Source organism: Serratia sp. MF1(2023) (assembly GCF_030954545.1).
Taxonomy (GTDB): domain Bacteria; phylum Pseudomonadota; class Gammaproteobacteria; order Enterobacterales; family Enterobacteriaceae; genus Serratia; species Serratia sarumanii.
This window is the reverse complement of record NZ_JAVHUX010000008.1, coordinates 447,191-466,414: the sequence shown is the minus strand read 5'-3', so window position 1 is coordinate 466,414 and position 19,224 is coordinate 447,191. Positions and strand designations below refer to the sequence as shown.

Annotated in this window: 21 protein-coding genes; 9 read left to right on the top strand and 12 right to left on the bottom strand. The window is 61.4% G+C overall.

Annotation, left to right across the window (positions count from 1 at the left end):
* Positions 1–112 precede the first annotated feature (112 nt).
* Genes REA38_RS05095 through REA38_RS05080 form a run of 4 tightly spaced genes read left to right on the top strand, consistent with a single transcriptional unit; the run spans position 113 to position 4,680 of the window.
* Positions 113–637 (top strand): MarR family winged helix-turn-helix transcriptional regulator, encoded by a 525-nt coding sequence (locus REA38_RS05095; RefSeq protein WP_049212833.1) that lies wholly within the window; start codon positions 113–115, stop codon positions 635–637.
* Positions 634–1,965: a cytochrome c gene (locus REA38_RS05090; RefSeq protein ID WP_308885197.1), complete on the top strand. Its 1,332-nt coding sequence runs from the start codon at positions 634–636 to the stop codon at positions 1,963–1,965. The genes REA38_RS05095 and REA38_RS05090 overlap by 4 nt, the downstream gene beginning before the upstream one ends.
* Before the next feature lie 16 nt (positions 1,966–1,981).
* Positions 1,982–2,434, top strand: coding sequence for a (2Fe-2S)-binding protein (locus REA38_RS05085; protein ID WP_033653460.1), 453 nt, complete (start codon positions 1,982–1,984; stop codon positions 2,432–2,434).
* Positions 2,435–2,436: 2 nt separating this feature from the next.
* The gene (locus REA38_RS05080; RefSeq protein ID WP_308885196.1) at positions 2,437–4,680 is read left to right on the top strand and encodes a molybdopterin cofactor-binding domain-containing protein; all 2,244 of its coding nucleotides are present in this window, start codon (positions 2,437–2,439) and stop codon (positions 4,678–4,680) included.
* 39 nt (positions 4,681–4,719) lie between these two features.
* Here REA38_RS05080 and REA38_RS05075 read toward each other — a convergent pair whose 3' ends face one another.
* The 6 genes from REA38_RS05075 to lsrK form a co-directional block, all read right to left on the bottom strand.
* Entirely contained in the window at positions 4,720–5,022 is a 303-nt protein-coding gene (locus REA38_RS05075) for a hypothetical protein (RefSeq protein WP_033637563.1), read from the bottom strand.
* On the bottom strand, positions 5,019–5,654 hold the full coding sequence (locus tag REA38_RS05070) for an AAA family ATPase (RefSeq protein WP_025301991.1): 636 nt from the start codon (positions 5,652–5,654) through the stop codon (positions 5,019–5,021). Before REA38_RS05070 ends, REA38_RS05075 begins: the two co-directional genes overlap by 4 nt.
* A gap of 270 nt (positions 5,655–5,924) precedes the next feature.
* Positions 5,925–6,266, bottom strand: a complete 342-nt coding sequence (gene yajD, locus REA38_RS05065; RefSeq protein ID WP_016928619.1) for an HNH nuclease YajD — start codon at positions 6,264–6,266, stop codon at positions 5,925–5,927.
* A gap of 79 nt (positions 6,267–6,345) precedes the next feature.
* Positions 6,346–7,239 carry a LysR family transcriptional regulator gene (locus REA38_RS05060; RefSeq protein WP_033637565.1) on the bottom strand — a complete coding sequence of 298 codons (894 nt, stop codon included), beginning with the start codon at positions 7,237–7,239 and terminating at the stop codon, positions 6,346–6,348.
* Between the two features lie 59 nt (positions 7,240–7,298).
* Positions 7,299–8,483: an MFS transporter gene (locus REA38_RS05055; RefSeq protein WP_033647027.1), complete on the bottom strand. Its 1,185-nt coding sequence runs from the start codon at positions 8,481–8,483 to the stop codon at positions 7,299–7,301.
* Between the two features lie 221 nt (positions 8,484–8,704).
* Positions 8,705–10,270: an autoinducer-2 kinase gene (lsrK, locus tag REA38_RS05050; protein WP_060438967.1), complete on the bottom strand. Its 1,566-nt coding sequence runs from the start codon at positions 10,268–10,270 to the stop codon at positions 8,705–8,707.
* Positions 10,271–10,463: 193 nt separating this feature from the next.
* On the opposite strand from lsrK, the gene lsrG reads away from it, so the two are divergent.
* From lsrG to REA38_RS05035, 3 genes are all read left to right on the top strand, one after another.
* Entirely contained in the window at positions 10,464–10,757 is a 294-nt protein-coding gene (lsrG, locus tag REA38_RS05045) for a (4S)-4-hydroxy-5-phosphonooxypentane-2,3-dione isomerase (RefSeq protein WP_004939559.1), read from the top strand.
* A gap of 87 nt (positions 10,758–10,844) precedes the next feature.
* A complete protein-coding gene (locus REA38_RS05040; RefSeq protein ID WP_033647025.1) occupies positions 10,845–11,750 on the top strand; it encodes an EamA family transporter in 906 nt (301 codons plus the stop codon).
* Positions 11,751–11,833: 83 nt separating this feature from the next.
* The gene (locus REA38_RS05035; RefSeq protein WP_033638700.1) at positions 11,834–12,424 is read left to right on the top strand and encodes a LysE family translocator; all 591 of its coding nucleotides are present in this window, start codon (positions 11,834–11,836) and stop codon (positions 12,422–12,424) included.
* On the opposite strand, the gene REA38_RS05030 is transcribed toward REA38_RS05035, so the two are convergent.
* Positions 12,400–13,227 (bottom strand): AraC family transcriptional regulator, encoded by an 828-nt coding sequence (locus REA38_RS05030; RefSeq protein ID WP_172904879.1) that lies wholly within the window; start codon positions 13,225–13,227, stop codon positions 12,400–12,402. The genes REA38_RS05035 and REA38_RS05030 overlap by 25 nt on opposite strands.
* 69 nt (positions 13,228–13,296) lie before the next feature.
* On the opposite strand from REA38_RS05030, the gene REA38_RS05025 reads away from it, so the two are divergent.
* Positions 13,297–13,515 carry a hypothetical protein gene (locus tag REA38_RS05025; protein WP_033653456.1) on the top strand — a complete coding sequence of 73 codons (219 nt, stop codon included), beginning with the start codon at positions 13,297–13,299 and terminating at the stop codon, positions 13,513–13,515.
* A 9-nt stretch (positions 13,516–13,524) separates the two neighbouring features.
* On the opposite strand, the gene REA38_RS05020 is transcribed toward REA38_RS05025, so the two are convergent.
* From REA38_RS05020 to REA38_RS05000, 5 genes are all read right to left on the bottom strand, one after another.
* A complete protein-coding gene (locus tag REA38_RS05020) occupies positions 13,525–14,373 on the bottom strand; it encodes a PA4780 family RIO1-like protein kinase (RefSeq protein ID WP_033637570.1) in 849 nt (282 codons plus the stop codon).
* Between the two features lie 120 nt (positions 14,374–14,493).
* The gene (amyA, locus tag REA38_RS05015) at positions 14,494–15,984 is read right to left on the bottom strand and encodes an alpha-amylase (RefSeq protein WP_033647018.1); all 1,491 of its coding nucleotides are present in this window, start codon (positions 15,982–15,984) and stop codon (positions 14,494–14,496) included.
* A 118-nt stretch (positions 15,985–16,102) separates the two neighbouring features.
* Positions 16,103–16,759 carry a DUF799 domain-containing protein gene (locus REA38_RS05010; RefSeq protein ID WP_174158680.1) on the bottom strand — a complete coding sequence of 219 codons (657 nt, stop codon included), beginning with the start codon at positions 16,757–16,759 and terminating at the stop codon, positions 16,103–16,105.
* On the bottom strand, positions 16,756–17,112 hold the full coding sequence (locus REA38_RS05005; RefSeq protein WP_174158679.1) for a DUF4810 domain-containing protein: 357 nt from the start codon (positions 17,110–17,112) through the stop codon (positions 16,756–16,758). The genes REA38_RS05010 and REA38_RS05005 overlap by 4 nt, the downstream gene beginning before the upstream one ends.
* Positions 17,113–17,130: 18 nt before the next feature.
* Positions 17,131–17,802 carry a CsgG/HfaB family protein gene (locus REA38_RS05000; RefSeq protein ID WP_033647014.1) on the bottom strand — a complete coding sequence of 224 codons (672 nt, stop codon included), beginning with the start codon at positions 17,800–17,802 and terminating at the stop codon, positions 17,131–17,133.
* A gap of 481 nt (positions 17,803–18,283) precedes the next feature.
* On the opposite strand from REA38_RS05000, the gene REA38_RS04995 reads away from it, so the two are divergent.
* A complete protein-coding gene (locus REA38_RS04995; RefSeq protein WP_174158678.1) occupies positions 18,284–19,189 on the top strand; it encodes a helix-turn-helix domain-containing GNAT family N-acetyltransferase in 906 nt (301 codons plus the stop codon).
* Positions 19,190–19,224 lie beyond the last annotated feature (35 nt).

Here is a 19,224-nt window from a genome sequence, read left to right as displayed (position 1 = left end):
GATCTGTATTAACTGGATTTTATTTTATTCCGCGACATCTGCTTGATCCCGTCAGAACGTTCGATCTACTATTTGCTTGCACAAGCAAATAAATAAGCGAGAGCAATCCGGTATGTCACAACCACGCAAACTTCCTGCTGCACTAGGCATCCATCTGGATGTGACCAATCGCCTGTGGCGCACGGCGATGGACCAGTCGGTAAAAATGACCAATCTGACGCGCCCGCACTGGCTGGCGCTGAGTGCGATTGCCGATTTGGGTGATGGCTGCACCCTGAAAGACGTTTCGCAGCATTTGAACGCCGAAGTCTCGACGATGTCGCGTGCGTTGCTGTTTTTGGAAAAAAATCGGCTGATCGCTCGCGATGCCCTGTCTGAGGATAAGCGCGCTAAAGGCGTGAGAATGACCGCGGCCGGGCAGGAGATGCTGGCGCAGTTGGATCACTCCAGCCAACAGGCACGGCAAAAGCTGCTCAACGGCATTTCGGCCGGCGATCTGGAGGCTTTTTACCGCGTATTGTTTGGCATCAAACATAACGCGATAGCGATGCTCGAACAGGAAAATCTATTGCCGGACGAGTTTGCGCTGTTGGCGGAGGAGCGCGCGGGAGCGATGAAGCCGGAAGGTGAAGCGTGAACGGCCGCTGGCGGAGAGCACAACAGCTGTGCGTTATCGCGTTGGGGATCTTCTCCTGCCCGGTCTTCGCCAGCCAGAATGACCAACAGGTCATCGCACGCGGAAAATACCTGGCGATCGCCGCAGATTGCGCGGCTTGTCACCGCGGCAGCACCCAACAGGACGCCCCCTACGTTGGCGGTTATGCCATCGCTTCGCCGATGGGCAATATCATCGCCAGCAATATCACGCCCGCCAAAGGAACCGGCATCGGCGACTACAGTGAGCCAGAGTTTCGCCGCGCGTTAACGCAGGGCATCCGGCGAGACGGCCAACCCTTGTATCCCGCCATGCCCTATACCGCTTATCGGGGGCTGAGCGATGACGATCTGCACGCGCTGTATCGTTATTTCATGGCCGGCGTCGCCCCGGTCGATCGCGCGGTGCCTGAGACCCAACTGGCGTTCCCTTTTTCCTGGCGTTATGCGATCCACGGCTGGAACTGGCTGTTTCTGAAAAAAACGCCCGTCGATGAAGACGTGAAAAAAGCGCGTGGTCGCTATCTGGTGGATGTTTTGGGGCATTGCTCGGCGTGTCACAGCCCGCGCAACGCGATGATGGCCGAACGCGACGATCGCTATCTGGCGGGCGGGGAGGCCGGCGGTTGGATCGCGCCGAATATCACCTCGGATCCCGTCAGCGGCATCGGCGGCTGGAGCAGGGAAGAGTTGGTGCAGTATTTGCGTACCGGGCGCAATGACAAACCCCAGGCGGCCGGCGGCATGGCGGAGGCGGTGGAGCACAGCCTGCGTTTCCTGAGCGACGACGATCTTGACGCCATCGCCGACTGGCTTAAACGGACGCCGCCGATCGCCACCGCGCAAGGAACGAAAGCGGCCTATGCCTATCAGGGAGGCGGTGAAGGCCGTGCCGCCGGGCAGGCGCTGTATGCCGCTGCCTGCGCCAGTTGCCACCGCCTGGGCGGCGAAGGCGCCTACGACGGCCATTTCCCTTCTTTGACACACAATTCCACCGTAGGCAGCGAGCAGGCCAATAACCTGATCATGGTGATGCTGCAAGGCGTGCATCGCCAGGGAGAGACGCTGCAAACCTGGATGCCGGGATTCGCCGACAGCCTGGATGACCGGCAACTGGCCGAGCTGGGCAATTACGTATTGCAGCAATTCGGCAATCCGGCGGTCAGGATAACGCCGGAGCAAGTGGCTCAGCTGCGGGCTGGCGGTGAGAAACCGTGGTTGATCGCGTCACTGCCTTATGTGTTTTGGGGCGGGGTATTACTGGCATTGATCGTCATCGGGGCGTGGGTGAAACGTCGGGTGAAGCGTTGAGCGAGGAGAGAGTGGCATGAAGTTCAATCTGAACGGCCAGGCGGTCGAATTTAACGGCGAGCCGGATACGCCGCTGCTGTGGGTGATCCGGGAACATTTTAAGTTAACCGGCACCAAGTTCGGCTGCGGTATCGGCGCCTGCGGCGCCTGTACGGTACATGTCGACGGTAAGGCAGTGCGTTCATGTTGCTATCCGCTGCAATTGGTACGCGATCGGCAGGTGACCACCATCGAAGGATTGTCCACCGATCGCAGTCATCCGGTGCAGCAGGCCTGGATTGCAGAGGATGTGCCGCAGTGCGGCTACTGCCAATCGGGCATGATCATGGCGGTCAGCGCGCTGCTGGCGGAGCACCCGAAGCCGGACGACCGGCAGATAGATACCGGCCTGACCAATCTGTGCCGCTGCGCCACTTATCACCGTATCCGCGCGGCGGTGCACCGCGCCGCCGACAAGGGAGAACCCTAAGCATGGCGATCACCCGCAGAACCTTGCTAAAAGGCAGCGCGTTGGCGGTGGCCGCCATGCTGTTGCCGATATCGACGCGCAGCCTGGCAGCCGTGGTTTCGCAGGATGCGGCGCCGCCCGACGGTCAGTACGAATTGAACGATTGGATCTGGATCGATAGCGGCGGCCGCATCGTTATCGGCGTCTCGCAATGTGAGGTCGGGCAGGGGATTTACACCGGCCTGGCCGAAGTGGTGGCGGCGGAAATGGATGCCGATTGGGCGCAGGTGACGGTGAAGTTCGTCACCGGCCGCGATGCCTACCGTCAGGTTGCCGGGGGCGAGGCTTTCGCGCAATTTGTCGCCGCTTCAACCTCCATGACCAAATTTTATCAGCGCACCCGGTTGGCCGGCGCGCAGGCGAGAGATTTCTTTCTGCGGGCCGGTGCGCGACATCTCGCGCTTTCACCGCAACAGTGCCGCACGGAGAAAGGCTGGGTGATTGAGGAGGGCGGGCAGCGCAAGGTCGCCTACGGCGATTTGGTGCGCTATGCCGCCGAGCTGCCGTTGGATCCGCAGCCTGGTTTAAAGAGCGAAGCGCAAGAGCAAGAGAGCTTCATCGGCAAGCCGTTGTTGCGGGTCGATACGCCGGAGAAAGTGGACGGCAGCGCGATTTACGGTATCGATATCGACCTGCCGGAGATGCTGATCGGCGTCCCCTGGATGGTGCCCGATCTCAGCGGAAAGCTGGTCGCCGTGCGTAATGAACGGCAGATCCGGGCCATGCCCGGCGTGGTGGATCTGGTGCTGACCCGGCAGTGGTCGATGAACAACATGGTCGGATTGGATCACGATATGTCGCTCAATACGGTGATCGTGGTGGCGGCGAGCTACTGGCAGGCCAAAAAGGCGGCGGATTTGCTGGAGGTCGACTGGCTGCCGGGCGCAGGGCAAGCGCTGTCCGGTAGCGCGATTGCGGCGGAGAATCTGGCGATGCTGGACGGCGATACCTTGGTGCCGGCGGTCAATCGCGGTGAGGCGTCGGCGTTGATCCATGACGCTGAGCAGGGTTCGCGCCTGCATGAGGCGCGTTACAGCGCGCCTTATGTGGCGCATGCCACCCTGGAGCCTTGCAACGCCACCAGCCATTATGAAGAGGGCCGTATCGAAACCTGGGGCCCTTTCCAGGGGCAGGACATGGTACGCAACGTTCTGGCGAAAATGTTCGGGCTGAAGCCGACGGATGTGGTGGTGAATACGACCTACCTGGGGGGCAGCTTTGGACGCAAATATCTGCCGGATGCCGTAATGCATGCTACCGCCGCCTCCCGGGCGGTGGGGAAACCGGTCAAGGTGATCTATCCGCGCGAGATCGACATTCGGCATGAATATTATCGTCCGGGCTGCATCAGCCATTATCGGGCGTTGCTGGATGAAAACGGCTACCCGCAGGCGCTGTGGGCGCGCTATGCCGGGCAGTCGCTATTCTGGCAAATGCGGCGCGAAACGGTACACGAGGCCGGGGGATGGGATGAAAGTATGGTGGAGTGCGTTTACAGCACGCCGTATCGCATCCCTCATCTGAAGGTGGAGGCCGGCATCGTCGAACAGCCGATTTCCCTGAGCTATCTGCGCGGCGTCGGCAGCGTCGCCAGCCTGTTTTTTTTGGAAAGCTTTATCAGCGAACTCAGCCATAAGGCCAAGCGGGACGAGTATCAGTATCGGCGGTATCTGCTGCAGGGCAACCCAGAGGCGTTGCGCGTACTGGAGGCTACCGCGGCGGCGGCGGGTTGGCAGCGCGAACCGCCGCCGGGCGTTTATCGCGGGATGTCGTGCAATATTTGGCTCGGCCGCAATAACGCTTTCACCACTTACGTCGGTTTGGTGGTTGAAATCGCCATTCAGGAAGGGCGGCTACGGGTGCTCCGCGCGGTATGTGCGATTGACTGCGGCAAGGTGATAAACCCGAACCTGGTGCGCGCCAACGTAGAGGGCGGCATCGGCTTTGCGCTGACCACCTGTCTGCACAGCGAACTGCACTTTGAACGGGGCGGTGTGGTGGAAGGGAATTTCGATCGTTATCCGCTGCTCGCGATCGCCGAAATGCCCAAGGTGGAAGTGGTGGTGCTCGACAGCGCGCGTGCGCCGCAGGGATGCGGAGAAGTGTCGACTGCGGTGGTCGCTCCGGCGATAGCCAGCGCGCTGCATAAGGCCACCGGCAAAACCTATCGTACGATGCCGTTCCCACGCGAGTTCCCCTCGGTGTAACGGCCCGCCGGTTATGGCCAGCCGGCGGCTGCCGCGCGGTCAGAGCTTCTTCAGCAGCGCCAGCAGCTGCGCTTCGCTTTTCTCCGCCAGCCCGTCGATGGCCAGCTTGATGATGTCGGAACGGGTGATGCGCACGATGCCGCTGCGCGCCGCCTGCACGATCACTTCATCGATGGCTTCAATGTGGCTGTCCGTCAGGCTGACGGAAATCGCCTTATAGGTGCGCTTGCGGCCGGCCGGTTTGGCTTCCGGCGCGGGCGCCGCGACCGGCAGCGTGTGCGAGGTGGCGCTGTTGATGAATTCGTCTTCCGACATGCGGTGGGTGGGGGTGCGCTTCTTCACAGGATCACCTCTTTCACCAGGCATTCAATTTCGCTCTGCGCCTTTTCGTTGTTCGCCTCATGCACGGTGATGGCTTCGCCCCAGGCGTCACGGTAAATCTTGCGGTCGCACAGGCGGTTACTCACCAGCGTAAACTCCGGGTATTCGCTCAGCACCTGCGCCGCTTCGTTGGCTTCGTTGATAAAGATATTGGTCGGGCACATGTTCAGCACGATGTAGCCTTTGACCTTCTCGTTGTATTCCTGCGCGGTGGAGAACATCTCCGACAGATAGCCGATGGTGTCGAGATCCATCTGCGAAGGGCGCAGTGGCGAGAGGAACAGATCGGCGGCCAACAGCCCGGAGCGCAGTTCGGCGCTGTCGCGGCCGGCGGTGTCGACGATCACGTAGTCGTAATGGCGATCCAGTTCCAGCAGCGTTTCCTTGATTTTGCCCGACGCGGCCACCACCGGAATGTGCGGCAGCCCCTCGACGTTCTGACGGTCGTTGTACCAGGTCATGATCGATTTCTGGTCGTCGGCATCGACGATGATCGCCGTCTTGCCTTGCTTAAGAATCAGATACCCGGCGATATTCACCGCTTTCGTCGATTTGCCGACGCCGCCTTTTTGCGAGCCAATCAGAACAATCATGCTGCCATCTCTCAAGTTATTAAGCTGATAACTTATTAAGTTAATTTGCTTATTAGGTTGATAATCAAACAGGTTAACAAGAACAACTCGCGAACAATATGCACCAACTGCGGCGGCTTGCCAAGCCAGTATGTCGTTAACTGCGCAGCTTATTTTGCGCTGGATGGCCCGGATGGGTAAGTAGGAATTCTCTGGGAAGTGGCGGAACGGAATAGGGGTTGTTAATTTAACAGCTTAATAAGTTAGTGGCTCATTAAGCTGTCGGTGGCGTTACTTCTTCATCATCGCCTTCAGGTTGGCGAACGGGTTATGGGTGGCGACGCCGACATCTTTCTGCGCGTCTTCACCGGCCACCACCGTCGAACCGTATTGATCGGCCTCGGTGTATTTCGAGTGCTCGTGGTCGTGGCAATACAGGCACAGCATTTCCCAGTTGCTGCCGTCTTCCGGGTTGTTGCTGTGATCGTGATCGATGTGATGCACCGTCAGTTCGCGCAGGTTGGAATAAACGAACTCGCGCGAGCAGCGCCCGCACACCCAGGGGAACAGTTTCAGCGCTTTTTCGCGGTAGCCGGTTTCCAGCTTCGCATAGTTTTTGGGGATATAGGCCATGGTGGTCGTCCGTCGTGAATCACTATGCGGCAAATAATACCACACTGCGTGCGGCTACAGCGTGCGGCTCATCCTGTCGCTAGCGAAATGTCTCCACCGCCCAGTCGATAAACGCCCGCAGCTTGCCGCTGAGGTGGCGATTGGACGGGTACACCACGTACATCTGCTCCGGCGGCGGCTGCCAGTCGTGCAGCAGGCTGACCAGCTCGCCGCGCTCGAGGTGCGGCTGCGCCATAAACCGATAGATCTGGATGATGCCCAATCCGGCCAGGCTCGCCGCCAGCAGCGCGTTGCCTTCGTTAATGCTGACCGGGTAGCGCTGTTGAATGGCGATCTCTTTGCCGCGTTCGACATAGCGTTGCGGATGGATGCGGTCGTTGACCGGATGGCGGTAGTGCACCATCGGGAAACCCTGTTCCAGATCGCACGGGTGGCGTGGGGCGCCGTGGCGCGCCAGATAAGCCGGGGTGGCGCAGCTGACCCAATCCAGATCGAACAGACGCCGGGCGATCAGGCTGGAGTCGGCCAACGGGCCGCTGCGGATCACGCAGTCCGCGCTGTCGCTGATCAGATCGATAACGCGATCGCCGATGCTGAGATCGATCTGGATTTGCGGGTAGCGTTCCAAAAAGCCTGGCAGCGCCGGCAACAGCAGCTGGCGGGCGGTGCCGCTGCCGGTATCGATGCGCAGCACGCCCTGCGGAGAATTCTGTGACTCGGTCAGACAGCCCTCCATCTGCTCCAAATCCGCCAGCCATTTCACCGTATTCTGGTAATAGCATTCGCCTTCGCGGGTGACCGACACGCTGCGGGTGGTGCGCTGGAACAGCTTGGTCTGCAGGTGATCCTCCAGATTCTGGATCAGCTTGGTGACCGTCGCTTTCGGCATGCCCAGCGAATCGGCGGCGCGGGTAAAACCGCCGGTTTCCACCACGCGGTTAAATACCCGGATAGCGAGCAAATGATGGTCCATAGGTTCCCAACGTCATGCCCCGGCAGTGGCCGGGGCATGTTTCTGCGGATAAATAATGATTAACACTGTTTAGCGCCAATCGCGCCGGAGCGCAAGCTGAGGCCGAACACCAGCGTGGCGGAGAGGATCAGCGCGCCGCCGAACAGCATGGCGCTGCTGACGCCCTGCCAGTCCACCACCTCGCCGCCCAGCAGTGCGCCGGAGGCCAGCGCGATCTGGATGACGCACACCAGCAGCGCCTGGCCGGCTTCCGGCGCCTGCGGCACCGCGGCGAACATCCAGTTGGTGGCGCAGACCGGCACGGCGCCGAACGCCAGCCCCCAGACCAACACCATCAGCGTGGCGCCGGCGAGGCCGCTGAGCAGCGGCGAAACGATCAGAATGCCCGCCAGCATGGCGGCGATCAGGATAAAGGTGGCGCGCAGGCTGTACTCCCCCAGACGCTCGCCGAGGAAGGTGCCCAGCAGGCCGATGGCGCCATAGGCCAGCAGCTGCAGCGAAATCGCCGATGGGCTGAGCACGAACACCTGTTGCAGCAGAGGGCGCAGATAGGTATAGGCGGCGAAGTGGCCGATGAACAGCAGCACGATGGCAATCAGGCCGATGCGCGCCATCGGCAGGCGCAGCGGCAGCACCAGATCGCGCGGCGTAACCGGCCGGGAAGGCGGTACCGACGTGAGTAAACGCAGCTGCGCCAACAGTACGCCGACCGCCAGCGCCGCCCCGCCGAAGAAGGCGGCGCGCCAGCCGAACAGATCGCCGATCAGCGCCCCCGCCGGCACGCCGCACACCGCGCCGACCGAGATGCCGCTGAGGATCAGCGCGGTGGCGCGGCCCTGGCTGGCTTCCGGCACCAGATGGCGGCCGTAGTTGGCGGCGAACGACCAGAAACCGCCGACGCAGACGCCCAGCAGCACGCGGCCCAACAGCATCATCGGGAAGTTGACGGCCAGCGCCGCCACCAGGTTGGACACCATCAGCAGCAACGACAGTCCCAGCATCAGCAGGCGTCTGTCCAGTCGGCCGGAAGCCAGGCTCAACACCGGTGCGGCCACCGCCGCCACGATGCCGGGCATGGTGACCATCAGCCCGGCGGTGCCGGTGCTGACGCCGAGCGAAGGGGCGATGTTGGTCAGCAGGCCGATCGGCAGAAACTCGGTGGTGACCATGACAAAACAGGCGACCGTCAGCGAGAAGATCGCCGGCCACGGGGATGATGCAGGTTTATCTTTATTATTCAGCATAATGCCGCTCGTCTTGGGTGAATGCGCAGGCCGCGCTCGGGGCGCGGCGTGACCGAAGTCACAATCTACGGCAGGCCGAAGCCGCGGATAAATCCGTTTGCGGTGGTTACACTGTTTCTGAGGGGAAACAATCGCCGGCGGCGAGTGAAAACGCGGCTTGCGCCGCGCTGCGGGGGAAAGGAATAAAACGGCATAAGGTTATGACCGAATGCCGCTTGCGTTTAAAGCCCCGGCGCTTTCCACAGCGAGGTGGTCAGGCCGTTATCCACCAGCGTCAGCTGATCGGCGTAAACCTGCCGCCAGGTTTCTTTCTGTTCCTGATACAGCGCATGGTGGGTCATGTCGGGTTGATGCTCGCGCTCCCAGCGCACCAGGCGTTCGCCGGTTTCGGCCAGCGACTCGAACAGCCCGGCGCCGACGCCGGCGGCGATCGCGCAGCCCAGCGCGGTGGCTTCTTTCACCACCGGCACCCGCACCGTCAACCCGGTGACGTCGCTGAGGATCTGACTCCACAGCTTGCCCTTGGCGCCGCCGCCGGCGAACACCAGCGAGCGCGCCTGCACGCCGGAGAAGGCGGCGATCTGTTCCAGGTTGCAGGCGGAGACGATGGCGGCGTTCTCCTCCAGCGCGCGGAACAGCGTCTGTTTATTGCAGCGCTCCGGGTCAATCGACATATTGATGAACGACGGCGCCGCGTGATACCAGGTTTTGAAATGCATGGCGTCGGAGAAAATCGGCATCACGCCGTAGGCGCCCGGCGGTACCCTGGCCGCCATCTCTTCCAGCAGGCTGTAGGCATCGACCCCCAGCCGCTCCGCCAGCAATTTTTCCTCCGCGCAGAAGGCGTCGCGGAACCAGCGCATGGTCAGGCCGGTAAAGAAGCTGATGGATTCCGCCTGCGCCATGCCGGGAATGACGTGGGGGTTGATGCGGATGTTCATCTCCGGATCGATGGCCGGCTCCGGCAGGTTGACGATCTGCTGCCAGAAGGTGCCGCCGAGCACCGCCGTCTGCCCGGCGCGCACGATGCCAAGCCCCAGGCTGCCGAGCTGCACGTCGCCGCCGCCCATCACCACCGGGGTGCCGCGCAGCAGCCCGCTCTCCTGCGCCGCCTGTTCGGTGACGCGCCCCAGCACGCTGCCGCTCTCTTTCACCGGCGACAGAATATCGGCGCGCAGCCCGGCCATGTCGAGCAGCGCCGGCCGCCAGTCGCGGCTGGTCAGATCCAGCATGCCGGTGGTGCCGGCGTTGGAAGGATCGACCGCCAGCTCGCCGCTGAGCATGTTGGCCAGCCAGTCGCTGATCATGGTCAGCGTCGCCGCCTGGCGGTAGATGTCCGGCCGATGGTGCGCCAGCCACAGCAGGCGCGGCATGGCACTCAGCGCCAGCGTCTGGCCGGAGTATTGATACACCTCGCGTTCGAAGCCGTGGTTATGCAACTCTTTCAGCTCGCTGACTTCGTGGCTGGCGCGCGCGTCGACGTTGGCGCAGGCCCAGATCGGCACGCCGTTGCGGTCGTACAGAACGATGCCTTCACGCATCGAGCAGCAGGCCACCGCGCGTATCGCCTGCGCCGTCAGCCCGGCGCGCTGTAAGGCCTGGCGAATGCACTGGCAGGCCAGCTGCCAGTTGCGGCTGAGGTCAAACTCCATCGAGCCGGGCACGCCCGGCACCGCCAGGTGTTGCCACTCCGCCTGGCCGTGCGCGATCTGATTGCCCGCCAGATCGAAGATCACCGCGCGAATACTGCCCGTTCCTGCGTCCAGCGCCATCAAGTAGTTATCCATAGCCTATGCTCTCAGGGGGAGGAGTGTTAACTATAGATGCCGCCGCCTTACCCCGCCGGGGGAGGAGTGGGCGTCGCCGATGCGATTTGTGAGCCAGGCGGCAAAATTGCCGTTGCGGCAGGGCAATCGACGGGAATAAACCTATGGTTGGAAAGCGCCATGCTACGGCGCGCCGTTCAAACAAGGAGCTGTCATGCACGTCACATTGGTTGAGATCAACGTTAAACAAGACAAAATCGACGAATTTATCGATGTTTTCCGCGCTAATCACCTGGGGGCAATCGAAGAGCCGGGCAACCTGCGCTTCGACGTGCTGCAGGATGAACAGATTCCGACGCGGTTTTACATCTATGAAGCCTATCGCGACGAGCAGGCGGTGGCGGCGCACAAGCAGACCCCGCACTACCTGCAGTGCGTGGAGAAGCTGGAAGCGCTGATGACCGGCCCGCGCAAGAAGACCACCTTTATCGGCCTGATGCCGGAATAATCGCCGGCGTTTGCCGGTGTCCATACGCCCGGTTTGGTTGTAACCTGCAAGCTAAAGCGAATTTTCAATGGGATAAGCGGGGCGAGGATGACATTGCGCGATCGGCTGTTGGCGCTGTTGGTGGTGGTGATCTGGGGCGTGAATTTCGTCGTGATCAAGTTCGGTTTACAGGGCATGCCGCCGTTTCTGTTGGCCGGGATGCGTTTTTTGCTGGTGGCGTTGCCGGCGATCTTCTTTATCCCGCGCCCGACGATCCCGTGGAAATGGCTGCTGCTGTACGGCATGACCATGAGCTTCGCGCAGTTTGCCTTCCTGTTTGTCGCCATCAAGGTGGGCATGCCGGCGGGGCTGGCTTCGCTGGTGTTGCAGGCGCAGGTGTTCTTCACCCTGCTGTTGGGTGTCGTGCTGATGGGCGAAAAGCTGCGCGTCAACCATTTCGTCGGCATCGCTATCGCCAGCGGCGGCATGCTGGTGCTGGCGCAGGCCAGCCTGCATAAGCCGGGCAGCGGCGCGGTCCCCCTGGCGGGCCTGCTGCTGACGCTGGCGGCGGCGTTTTCCTGGGCGCTGGGCAACCTGACCAACAAGAAGATCCTGGCTGGTTTCCCGCAGCGCAACATTTTGTCGCTGGTGGTGTGGAGCGCGCCGATCCCGGTCGTGCCGTTCCTGGCCTGCAGCTGGTTGTTCGACGGCCCGCAGGCGGTGCTGAGCAGCCTGGGCCATGTGCAGGTCGGCACCTGGCTGGCGGTTGCCTACTTGGCGTTTGCCGCCACGCTGTTCGGTTATTCGGTGTGGGGCAGCCTGCTGGGGCGCTATGAAACCTGGCGCGTTGCGCCGCTGACGCTGCTGGTGCCGCTGGTCGGGCTGTTCGCCGCCTGGCTGCTGCTGGACGAAGCGCTGTCGCCGGCGCAGTTCGGCGGCGCATTGCTGGTGCTGGGCGGCATGGCGGTCAACACCTTCGGGCTGCCGCGCCGCCGGGCGGCGATCGCGCGTTAAACCGAACAGGGCAATTCTGTTCAATACCTTGTCGACGGCGGTCGGCATTCTGGCGCCTGTGAATACTTTCTCAGGTGACCATCATGAATATCTACCTTTCCATGGCCGCGTTTGCGCTGGCGGCCTCCATCACCCCCGGCCCGGTCAACATCGTCGCATTGAGCGCCGGGGCGCAATTCGGCTTTGGCGCGGCCCAGCGCCACGTGTTCGGCGCCACGCTGGGGTTTACCCTGTTGCTGGTGCTGCTGGGATTGGGCATGCACCAGCTGCTGATCCTGTGGCCGGCGCTGACCCGCTTGATTCAGTGGGCCGGCGTGGCTTTCCTGCTGTTTATGGCCTATCGGTTGGCGTTTGACGACGGCAGGTTGGGCAGCGGCGCGGCGCGGGCGCCTTCCTGCCGCTACGGCGCGCTGATGCAATGGCTGAACCCCAAGGCGTGGCTGGCGTCGGTGGCCAGCCTCGGCGCCTTTGTCGGCGACGGCGACATCCGGCTGCTGTGGCAGTTCGCCGGGCTCTACTTCGTGATTTGCTATGCCTCGGTGGCCTGCTGGGCCTATGTCGGCGCGATGCTGCGCGGCCTGCTCAGGCAGGCGCGCAACGTGCGGCGTTTCAACCGCGCAATGGCGGCGTTGCTGGCGGCCAGCGCCTGCTATCTGCTGGCGGAGGGTTTTTGATACTGGCCGGGCGTGGCGGCCAGCAGCTGTTTGAAGGTGCGCTGGAAGTGCGCCTGATCGGCAAAGCCGCTTTCGCTGGCGGCCGCGGCGATCGGCAGGCCGCTTTTCAACAGCCGATGGCCGTGCTGCACGCGGCGGTTGACCAGATAGGCGTGCGGCGTCATGCCGTAGCGCTGGCGGAAGGCGCGGATCAGGTAAGAAGGGGACAGCGCGGCGGCGCGGCAAATGTCGTCCAGCGTCAGCGGCCGGGTGCAGTGCGCGTCGATAAACGCCGCCGCCGCTTCCAGTCGGGCATGCGGCGGTGTCTCCGGTTGGCGGGCATCGCCCAGCCCGAGCTGCAGGGCGCTGAAATACTCCACCATGGCGATCTGTTTTTCCAGCACGCTGCACAGCGGATCCGTCAGCAGCGCATAAAGCCGGTTCAGGCCGTGGAACAGCGCCGGATCGCGGCTCAGCGGCTGGCTGAACGGAACAAAACGGTCGCCGTCGCCGCCGAGCAGCTCCTGCTGCAGCGCGCCGAGCCAGGCGAGATCGAGATAGAACATGATGTACGACCAACGCCGATCGGCGATGGGGTTGCAGGCATGCGCCTGCTGCGGGTTGATGACAACCAAATCGCCGGCGCTGACCTGCATGCGCCGCTCGCCGTTGACATAGGTGCTGACGCCGCCGGTGATGGCGCCGATGGAAAAGAATTCGTGGCTGTGCAGGCTGTAGCACACCTGGCGGCCATCCGCGATGGCGCGGGCTTCGACGAACGGCAACTGCGGATCGCGCCAGAACTGCGGCGTTTTTTCACTCATACGCTTTCCTTTTCACTGCGGCGGCATCACAGTGTTATAGCCTGAAAGCGACGAGCGGGGGAATGGCGGATGATGATTTTTAACGTATTCGGCCGTCTGCTGGGCGTGAAGCGCATCGGGGACGAATGGCGGTTGTTCCGCGTGACGCTGCCGGAGCGCAAATATGCTCCCAGCTGCGATATCGTGCTGCCGGCCGACCTGCGCGAAGAGGAGATCGCCGGCTATCTGGGGGATATTTATCACGAGGCGGCGACGCCGCAGCGGCCGGAGGTGTTTCGCGTCGAATAGCGCGGCGCGTTACTCTTCCGCGTTGCGCGCCATCATGCGGCGTTGATGCTCCTCGCCGGCGGCCTGGATCTCTTCCAGCACCGAGCCGACGTCGGCGCGTTTCAGGGTTTCGCTGAACCGGCCGCTGAGGACGCTGTCCGGCGTCAGGTTGCCTTCCTGATACAGCGCCCAAATCTCTTTGGCGTATTGGCTATCGCGCAGCTCCGGCGCGAACTGGCCATAATATTCCGCCAGATTGCCGATATCGCGCTCGAACATGCTTTTGGCGTGGTTGTTGGCGGCGGCGTCCACCACCTGCGGCAGATCGATGATCACCGGCCCGTCTTTATCCATCAGCACGTTGAATTCCGACAGGTCGCCGTGGACCAGGCCGGCGCACAGCATGCGCACCGCGTAGTTCATCATCAGGGCGTGATCGGCGCGCGCCTGTTCCGGCGTCAGGATGACATCGCTCAGGCGCGGCGCCACCAGGCCTTCTTCGTCGGTGATCAGCTCCATCAGCAGCACGCCGTCCAGGCAGATATCCGGCTGCGGCACCCGCACCCCGGCCTTGGCCAGCAGATACAGCGCGTCCACTTCGGTGTTTTGCCAGGCTTCTTCCTGTTGCTGGCGGCCGAATTTGGAGCCTTTGCTCATGGCGCGCGCGTCGCGGCTGTTGCGCACCTTGCGCCCTTCCTGATAGTGAACGGCCTGCTTGAAGTTGCGCTTCTCGGCCTCTTTGTACACTTTGGCGCAGCGGATCTCATCGCCGCAGCGCACGATAAACACGTCGGCTTCTTTGCCGCTTTTCAACCGGCGGATGACGTCGTCGATTAATCCGTCATCAACCAGCGGCTGGAGTCGTTTTGGAATTTTCATGCAGCCTTGTACCCTATTTAGGCTCCGGTGTGAATGGCTTGCGCAGTTGATAGCGTAAGTTAGACCCGAAAGGCAAACATTAGTTTTGCCGCCGCTGCATCATTGCGCGGCGGCGGGTGCTTACAGGCTGGCGGCCGGTACCCAGACGCTGACGCTGCCGGCGTTGACCGGGAAATGGGCGCTGCCCTGGTCGTCGGTGGTGATTTCCTCCTGACGGTTGCCGAGGAAATCGCGCCAGGCGGTGTGCGCCAGATCGGCGCCCAGCGCGACGGTTTTGCCGCTTTCGCCGCCGTTGGTCAGCACCACCACGCAGCCGGGGGCCTCGGCGGTGCCGGCGCGGCTGAAGGCCACGCAGTGGCTGTCGTCGAAGTAGTCGGTTTGCGGGCCGTTGGCGAAACGCTGGCGGGCGGCGATCAGCTTCTCCAGCTCCGGGATCGCCGGCATATCAATCTGGTACTCGCCGCCGTCGCGCCCCTTGTCGCGGTAGCTGGCGCCATACAGGTCGGGGTAAAACACGCAGGGCACGCCCTGTTCGCGCAGCAGGATCAGCGCGTAGGCCAGCGGTTTGAACCAGGGTTCCACCGGCGCTTCCAGCGACTGCAGCGGCTGGGTGTCGTGGTTGGCGACCAGCGTCACCGCGTGGGCCGGATCGGCGGCGGTCAGGGTATCGGTGAAGATTTGCGCCATGTCGAAGCCGTCGCCCTGTTTCGACGCCTGATGAAACTTCAGGTGCAGCGCCACGTCGAACAGCATCACCTTGCCGTCCACCAACTCGATGTATTGCTGCAGCGCGCTCAGATCGTGCGACCAGTATTCGGCAACGATCAGCAGGTCGCGCTGCGCGCTGTCGCGCACGTGATCCGCCCACTCTTTGAAGAACCAGGCGGGAATGTGTTTGGCGGCGTCCAGGCGGAAGCCGTCGCACGGCAGGCTTTCCAACAGCCAGCGCGCCCAGTATTTGAGCTCCTCCGTCACGGCGGTATTGCGGAACTCCACGTCGGCGCCCATCAGATAGTCGTAGTTGCCCTTTTCGTCGTCGACCTGATCGTTCCAGCCGTCGTCGCCATAGTCGTTGGCGATTTTGAACACCCCTTTGTCGTCCGGCTGCTCAACGTAGTCGACGCCGCTGAAGCATTTGTAATCCCAGATAAACTCGGAATGCACGCCCTGGCGGCCGGGAAAGGTAAAGCGGGTGTAGGCCAGCGCGTCGAAGCCCTGGTCGTCGATGTCGTTGCGGTTGTTGGCGTCCACCTTGAACACGTGTACCTGTTCTTTCTCGTCCGCGCCGAGCTTGTGGTTGAACACCACGTCGTAGAGCACCCCCACGCCGTGTTCGCGCAGCGTATTGGCGGCGTGTTCGAGCGCCGCCTTGTCGCCGTATTTGGTGGCCACGCTGCCTTTCTGGTCAAACTCGCCGAGATCGAACAGATCGTAAGTATCGTAGCCGACGGAGTAGCCGCCGGAAGCGCCCTTGCAGGCGGGCGGCAGCCACAGATCGGTGATGCCCAGTTCGGCGAGGTGCGGCGCGCGCTCGGCGGCCTCCTGCCACAGTTTGCCGCCGTCGGGGTAGTACCAGTGGAAGAATTGCAGCAGGGTGGTTTTTTTCGTCATGAGCCAGCGTCCCGGTTAGCCAGAAGGAGAGGAGCAGTTGCCGTTAAAGCATGGGCTACTTTTGGCAAAAGGGACAAGTTTGGCATAGGCGGCCCGAGAAGGCCGCCCGAGAGACGGCTTAACGCTGGCTGGCGTAATGAGGTGAGCGTGGGCCATAAAGAATGGCGCCGTTCTGACCTGTCGCCGATAGCAGGCGGGTGTTGGCGATGGCGCCAACATCAAATCCTTTGTCGCTGATGGTATCGGCGATTTGCGAAATCGCGGCGCTGATCACCATGCCCAGCAGGCCACCGGAGTTGTTGTTGCCTTCGTTGCTGGATGCGGTGGCGGTGCCGGCCCACAGCTGTTTGCCGTTGCGCAGATCGACCAGGCGAGCGGCTACGGTAACGCGGGTTTCGCTGCTGATCACCATGTAGCTGGTACCGTATTGCGTGACATCCAGGTACAGCACGGTGTCGGCGCCGAAAATCTGGTGCAGTTTTTTCGGACTGACGGCGCGGATGTCGTTGGCGTTGGTTAGGCCGTTTTGCAGGAAGGTTTCCTCCACTACAGCGACCGGCAACACATAGTAACCGGCCTCGGCCAGCGGCAAGGTGGCGCTGGCGAGCACGCTGTGGCTGGCTTTGACGTCCGGCGACTGGTTAACCGGTGGCAAGACCAGGATCGACTTCGGCTTGCTCTCATGGAACGCCGCATAGTCATAAGGCGTCTGCTTGGCACAGCCGCTTAGCAACAGGGTGGCGGCAACGCCGAGGAAAGTGAGTACACGTTTCATTTAAAGCTCCCTTTGTCCCTGGCCATCAGGAAATTCATAAACGGCGCCGACTCCGGGAACAGCGTTTTTTCCATGTTGAATTCATTCATGGCTTGTCCGTCGTTGCCGATTTTGCTGTACAGCAGCCCCAGCTGCGCATGCAGACCTGGCGGTACGGCTTTATCCTTGGCGCGGGATTTCTCGACGATCTCTTTCAGCGTGGCGATCTGCTGCTCAGGGCTTTGCCCTTCCTGCTGGTAGTATTGATAGAGAGAAGTCTGGTAGCCATCCCAATTGTAAAGCGTTTTCGGCGCGGCGCAGCCGGCCAGCAGGGTCGCTGCAAACAGCGCCCCGCCCATTTTTTTAGTTATCATCTTTCTGCTTCTATTCCGTTAGTTAGCAGGGCGCCATGCGCCGTTTTCGATACCGGTGACCAGGTTATTGACGGCTTCACGCACGGCCAGATCCAGCACCTTGCCGTTGAGGGTGGAGTCGTAGCTGGCGGTGCCCCCGAAACCGATGATTTCGCGATTGGACAGTTCGTATTCACCGGCACCCTGAGCGGAATAGACGACTTCTGAGGTCTGTACGTTTACGACGTTCAGATTGACTTTGGCGTAAGCGACCTGTGATTTACCACGGCCCAAAATCCCCCACAGCTGATGATCGCCGACTTCTTTACGGCCGAATTCAGTGACATCGCCGGTAATCACATAGTTGGCGCCTTTCAGCGTTTGCGCCTTCCCTTTAATGCCGGCTTCAGTTTTCAACTCTTCCATGTTGGCGCGATCCAGCACGTTGAAACGGCCAGTCTGCTGCAAATGCGTGATCAGGATAGTCTTGGACTGATTGCCCAGCCGATCGACGCCATCGGAGAAGATGCCGTTCATGTAGCTGGATCGGTTGTCGAATTTGCCGACGGCGATAGGGCTGCGTGGGCCCTGATAAGTGGTGTTGTAGGAAGCCACTTTCGGCACTTCCAAAGAGCGGGAGGATTCGGTCGCGCAGCCCGCCAGCAAAGTGACGGAAAGGGCAACGGAACAGACGGCGAGTGATTTTTTCATTGGCATGCGATCTCTCCATGAGCATAAAACAGCGCGGGAGCAACCCGCGCCCGACGTTGACATAACGAACGTTGCCGCCGTTATGGAAACGCCGCGATCCTGCCATGAATATGTAACAAATTACAACAAGATATCGGCATTAATGTCGTTATTAACATTATTGTAACCTATTGGAATACAATGAATTAGTATCGATTTTCTCTTGTCATCACAGCGTTTTCCACGATTGTGCATTTTTTGTCTGGGTTATTGTCTTTTTAATCGCAAACATATGGCCATTAATCCTGAAATATTTTAACTAATCAGTTTGTTGTATTGCGTAATGTTACGTTTTGCATCAACTCCTGTGTTATGCCGGGGTTCATGGCGGCTTGATGATCCGTTAAGGTAGTGAAAAATAGGTAACACTATCAACCAAGTGTCATTTTTCATCGGTAGCTAATCGGGGATATCAATTGTGAACATCAGGGATTTCAGAGCATTGGCGCGTAGTTTGGTCAGAGAATTCGGCATGTTGAACAAGCAGAGCAACGGCTCGCGCTTTTCGCCGCTGCAGATCCATCTGATGATCGAAGTCAGCGAGCAGCCGCTGGGCGTCACCGAGCTGGCGGCCCGGCTTTGCATCGACAAGGCCAGCGCCAGCCGGGCGCTGCGCAGCCTGGTGGCCGCCGGTGTGATAGAAACGGTGGATCATCCGGATGACAGGCGGCACAACCTGCATCGGCTGAGTAAAAAGGGCGGCAAGGCGCTGGCCGGCATCGAGAGCGACGCCGACGGTTTTATGCAGGCGGCGCTGGCGCAGTTGGACGACGATGAGCTGGCGAGCACCACGGCGGCGATGAAAAAGATGACCGCGGCGCTGCGCAGCGCGCGCAAACAGCGCGACGTCAACCTGCGGGTGCGGCCGATCGCCGCGCGCGACGATGCGGCGATGGCGGCGATCATTCGCGATGTGTTTCGCGAGTACGGTATGGACAAGATGGAAGGCGTCAGCCTGCACGATCCGGATCTCGATCGGCTGACCGGCCTGTATCGCGACAACGGCGGCCACTACTGGGTGCTGGAGCGGGACGGGCAGGTGGTGGGGGGCGTCGGCATGGCGCCGCTGGCGGGCGAAGAGCCCGGCTATTGCGAGCTGCAGAAACTGTTCTTCAAGCCCGGCGCGCGCGGGCTGGGCATGGCGCGCTATATGGTGGTGCAGGCGCTTAAGGCGGCGCGGGCGGCGGGGTATCGCTACTGCTACCTGGAAACCACCGAACAGTTGAAAGAGGCGATCGGGCTGTACTACGCGCTGGGGTTCACGCTGTTGACGGAACGGCGCGGCAACACCGGCCATCACGGCTGCAACGTGTGCATGCTGAAAAATCTGCAGAACGACGATATGTGAGCGGTTTCAAGGTTAGCGCCCGCGCCTTGTGCCAC

What these genes read in the sequence shown, in the direction of transcription:
- amyA (WP_033647018.1), bottom strand. Translation starts at nt 15,984, where the DNA reads ATGACGAAAAAAACCACCCTGCTGCAATTCTTCCACTGGTACTACCCC.
- REA38_RS05040 (WP_033647025.1), top strand. Translation starts at nt 10,845, where the DNA reads ATGACATTGCGCGATCGGCTGTTGGCGCTGTTGGTGGTGGTGATCTGG.
- lsrK (WP_060438967.1), bottom strand. Translation starts at nt 10,270, where the DNA reads ATGGATAACTACTTGATGGCGCTGGACGCAGGAACGGGCAGTATTCGC.
- REA38_RS05055 (WP_033647027.1), bottom strand. Translation starts at nt 8,483, where the DNA reads ATGCTGAATAATAAAGATAAACCTGCATCATCCCCGTGGCCGGCGATC.
- REA38_RS05085 (WP_033653460.1), top strand. Translation starts at nt 1,982, where the DNA reads ATGAAGTTCAATCTGAACGGCCAGGCGGTCGAATTTAACGGCGAGCCG.
- REA38_RS05000 (WP_033647014.1), bottom strand. Translation starts at nt 17,802, where the DNA reads ATGAAAAAATCACTCGCCGTCTGTTCCGTTGCCCTTTCCGTCACTTTG.
- REA38_RS05020 (WP_033637570.1), bottom strand. Translation starts at nt 14,373, where the DNA reads ATGAAAATTCCAAAACGACTCCAGCCGCTGGTTGATGACGGATTAATC.
- REA38_RS05060 (WP_033637565.1), bottom strand. Translation starts at nt 7,239, where the DNA reads ATGGACCATCATTTGCTCGCTATCCGGGTATTTAACCGCGTGGTGGAA.
- REA38_RS05005 (WP_174158679.1), bottom strand. Translation starts at nt 17,112, where the DNA reads ATGATAACTAAAAAAATGGGCGGGGCGCTGTTTGCAGCGACCCTGCTG.
- REA38_RS05095 (WP_049212833.1), top strand. Translation starts at nt 113, where the DNA reads ATGTCACAACCACGCAAACTTCCTGCTGCACTAGGCATCCATCTGGAT.
- REA38_RS05070 (WP_025301991.1), bottom strand. Translation starts at nt 5,654, where the DNA reads ATGATTGTTCTGATTGGCTCGCAAAAAGGCGGCGTCGGCAAATCGACG.
- REA38_RS05080 (WP_308885196.1), top strand. Translation starts at nt 2,437, where the DNA reads ATGGCGATCACCCGCAGAACCTTGCTAAAAGGCAGCGCGTTGGCGGTG.
- lsrG (WP_004939559.1), top strand. Translation starts at nt 10,464, where the DNA reads ATGCACGTCACATTGGTTGAGATCAACGTTAAACAAGACAAAATCGAC.
- REA38_RS05025 (WP_033653456.1), top strand. Translation starts at nt 13,297, where the DNA reads ATGATGATTTTTAACGTATTCGGCCGTCTGCTGGGCGTGAAGCGCATC.
- REA38_RS05010 (WP_174158680.1), bottom strand. Translation starts at nt 16,759, where the DNA reads ATGAAACGTGTACTCACTTTCCTCGGCGTTGCCGCCACCCTGTTGCTA.
- yajD (WP_016928619.1), bottom strand. Translation starts at nt 6,266, where the DNA reads ATGGCCTATATCCCCAAAAACTATGCGAAGCTGGAAACCGGCTACCGC.
- REA38_RS05035 (WP_033638700.1), top strand. Translation starts at nt 11,834, where the DNA reads ATGAATATCTACCTTTCCATGGCCGCGTTTGCGCTGGCGGCCTCCATC.
- REA38_RS05030 (WP_172904879.1), bottom strand. Translation starts at nt 13,227, where the DNA reads ATGAGTGAAAAAACGCCGCAGTTCTGGCGCGATCCGCAGTTGCCGTTC.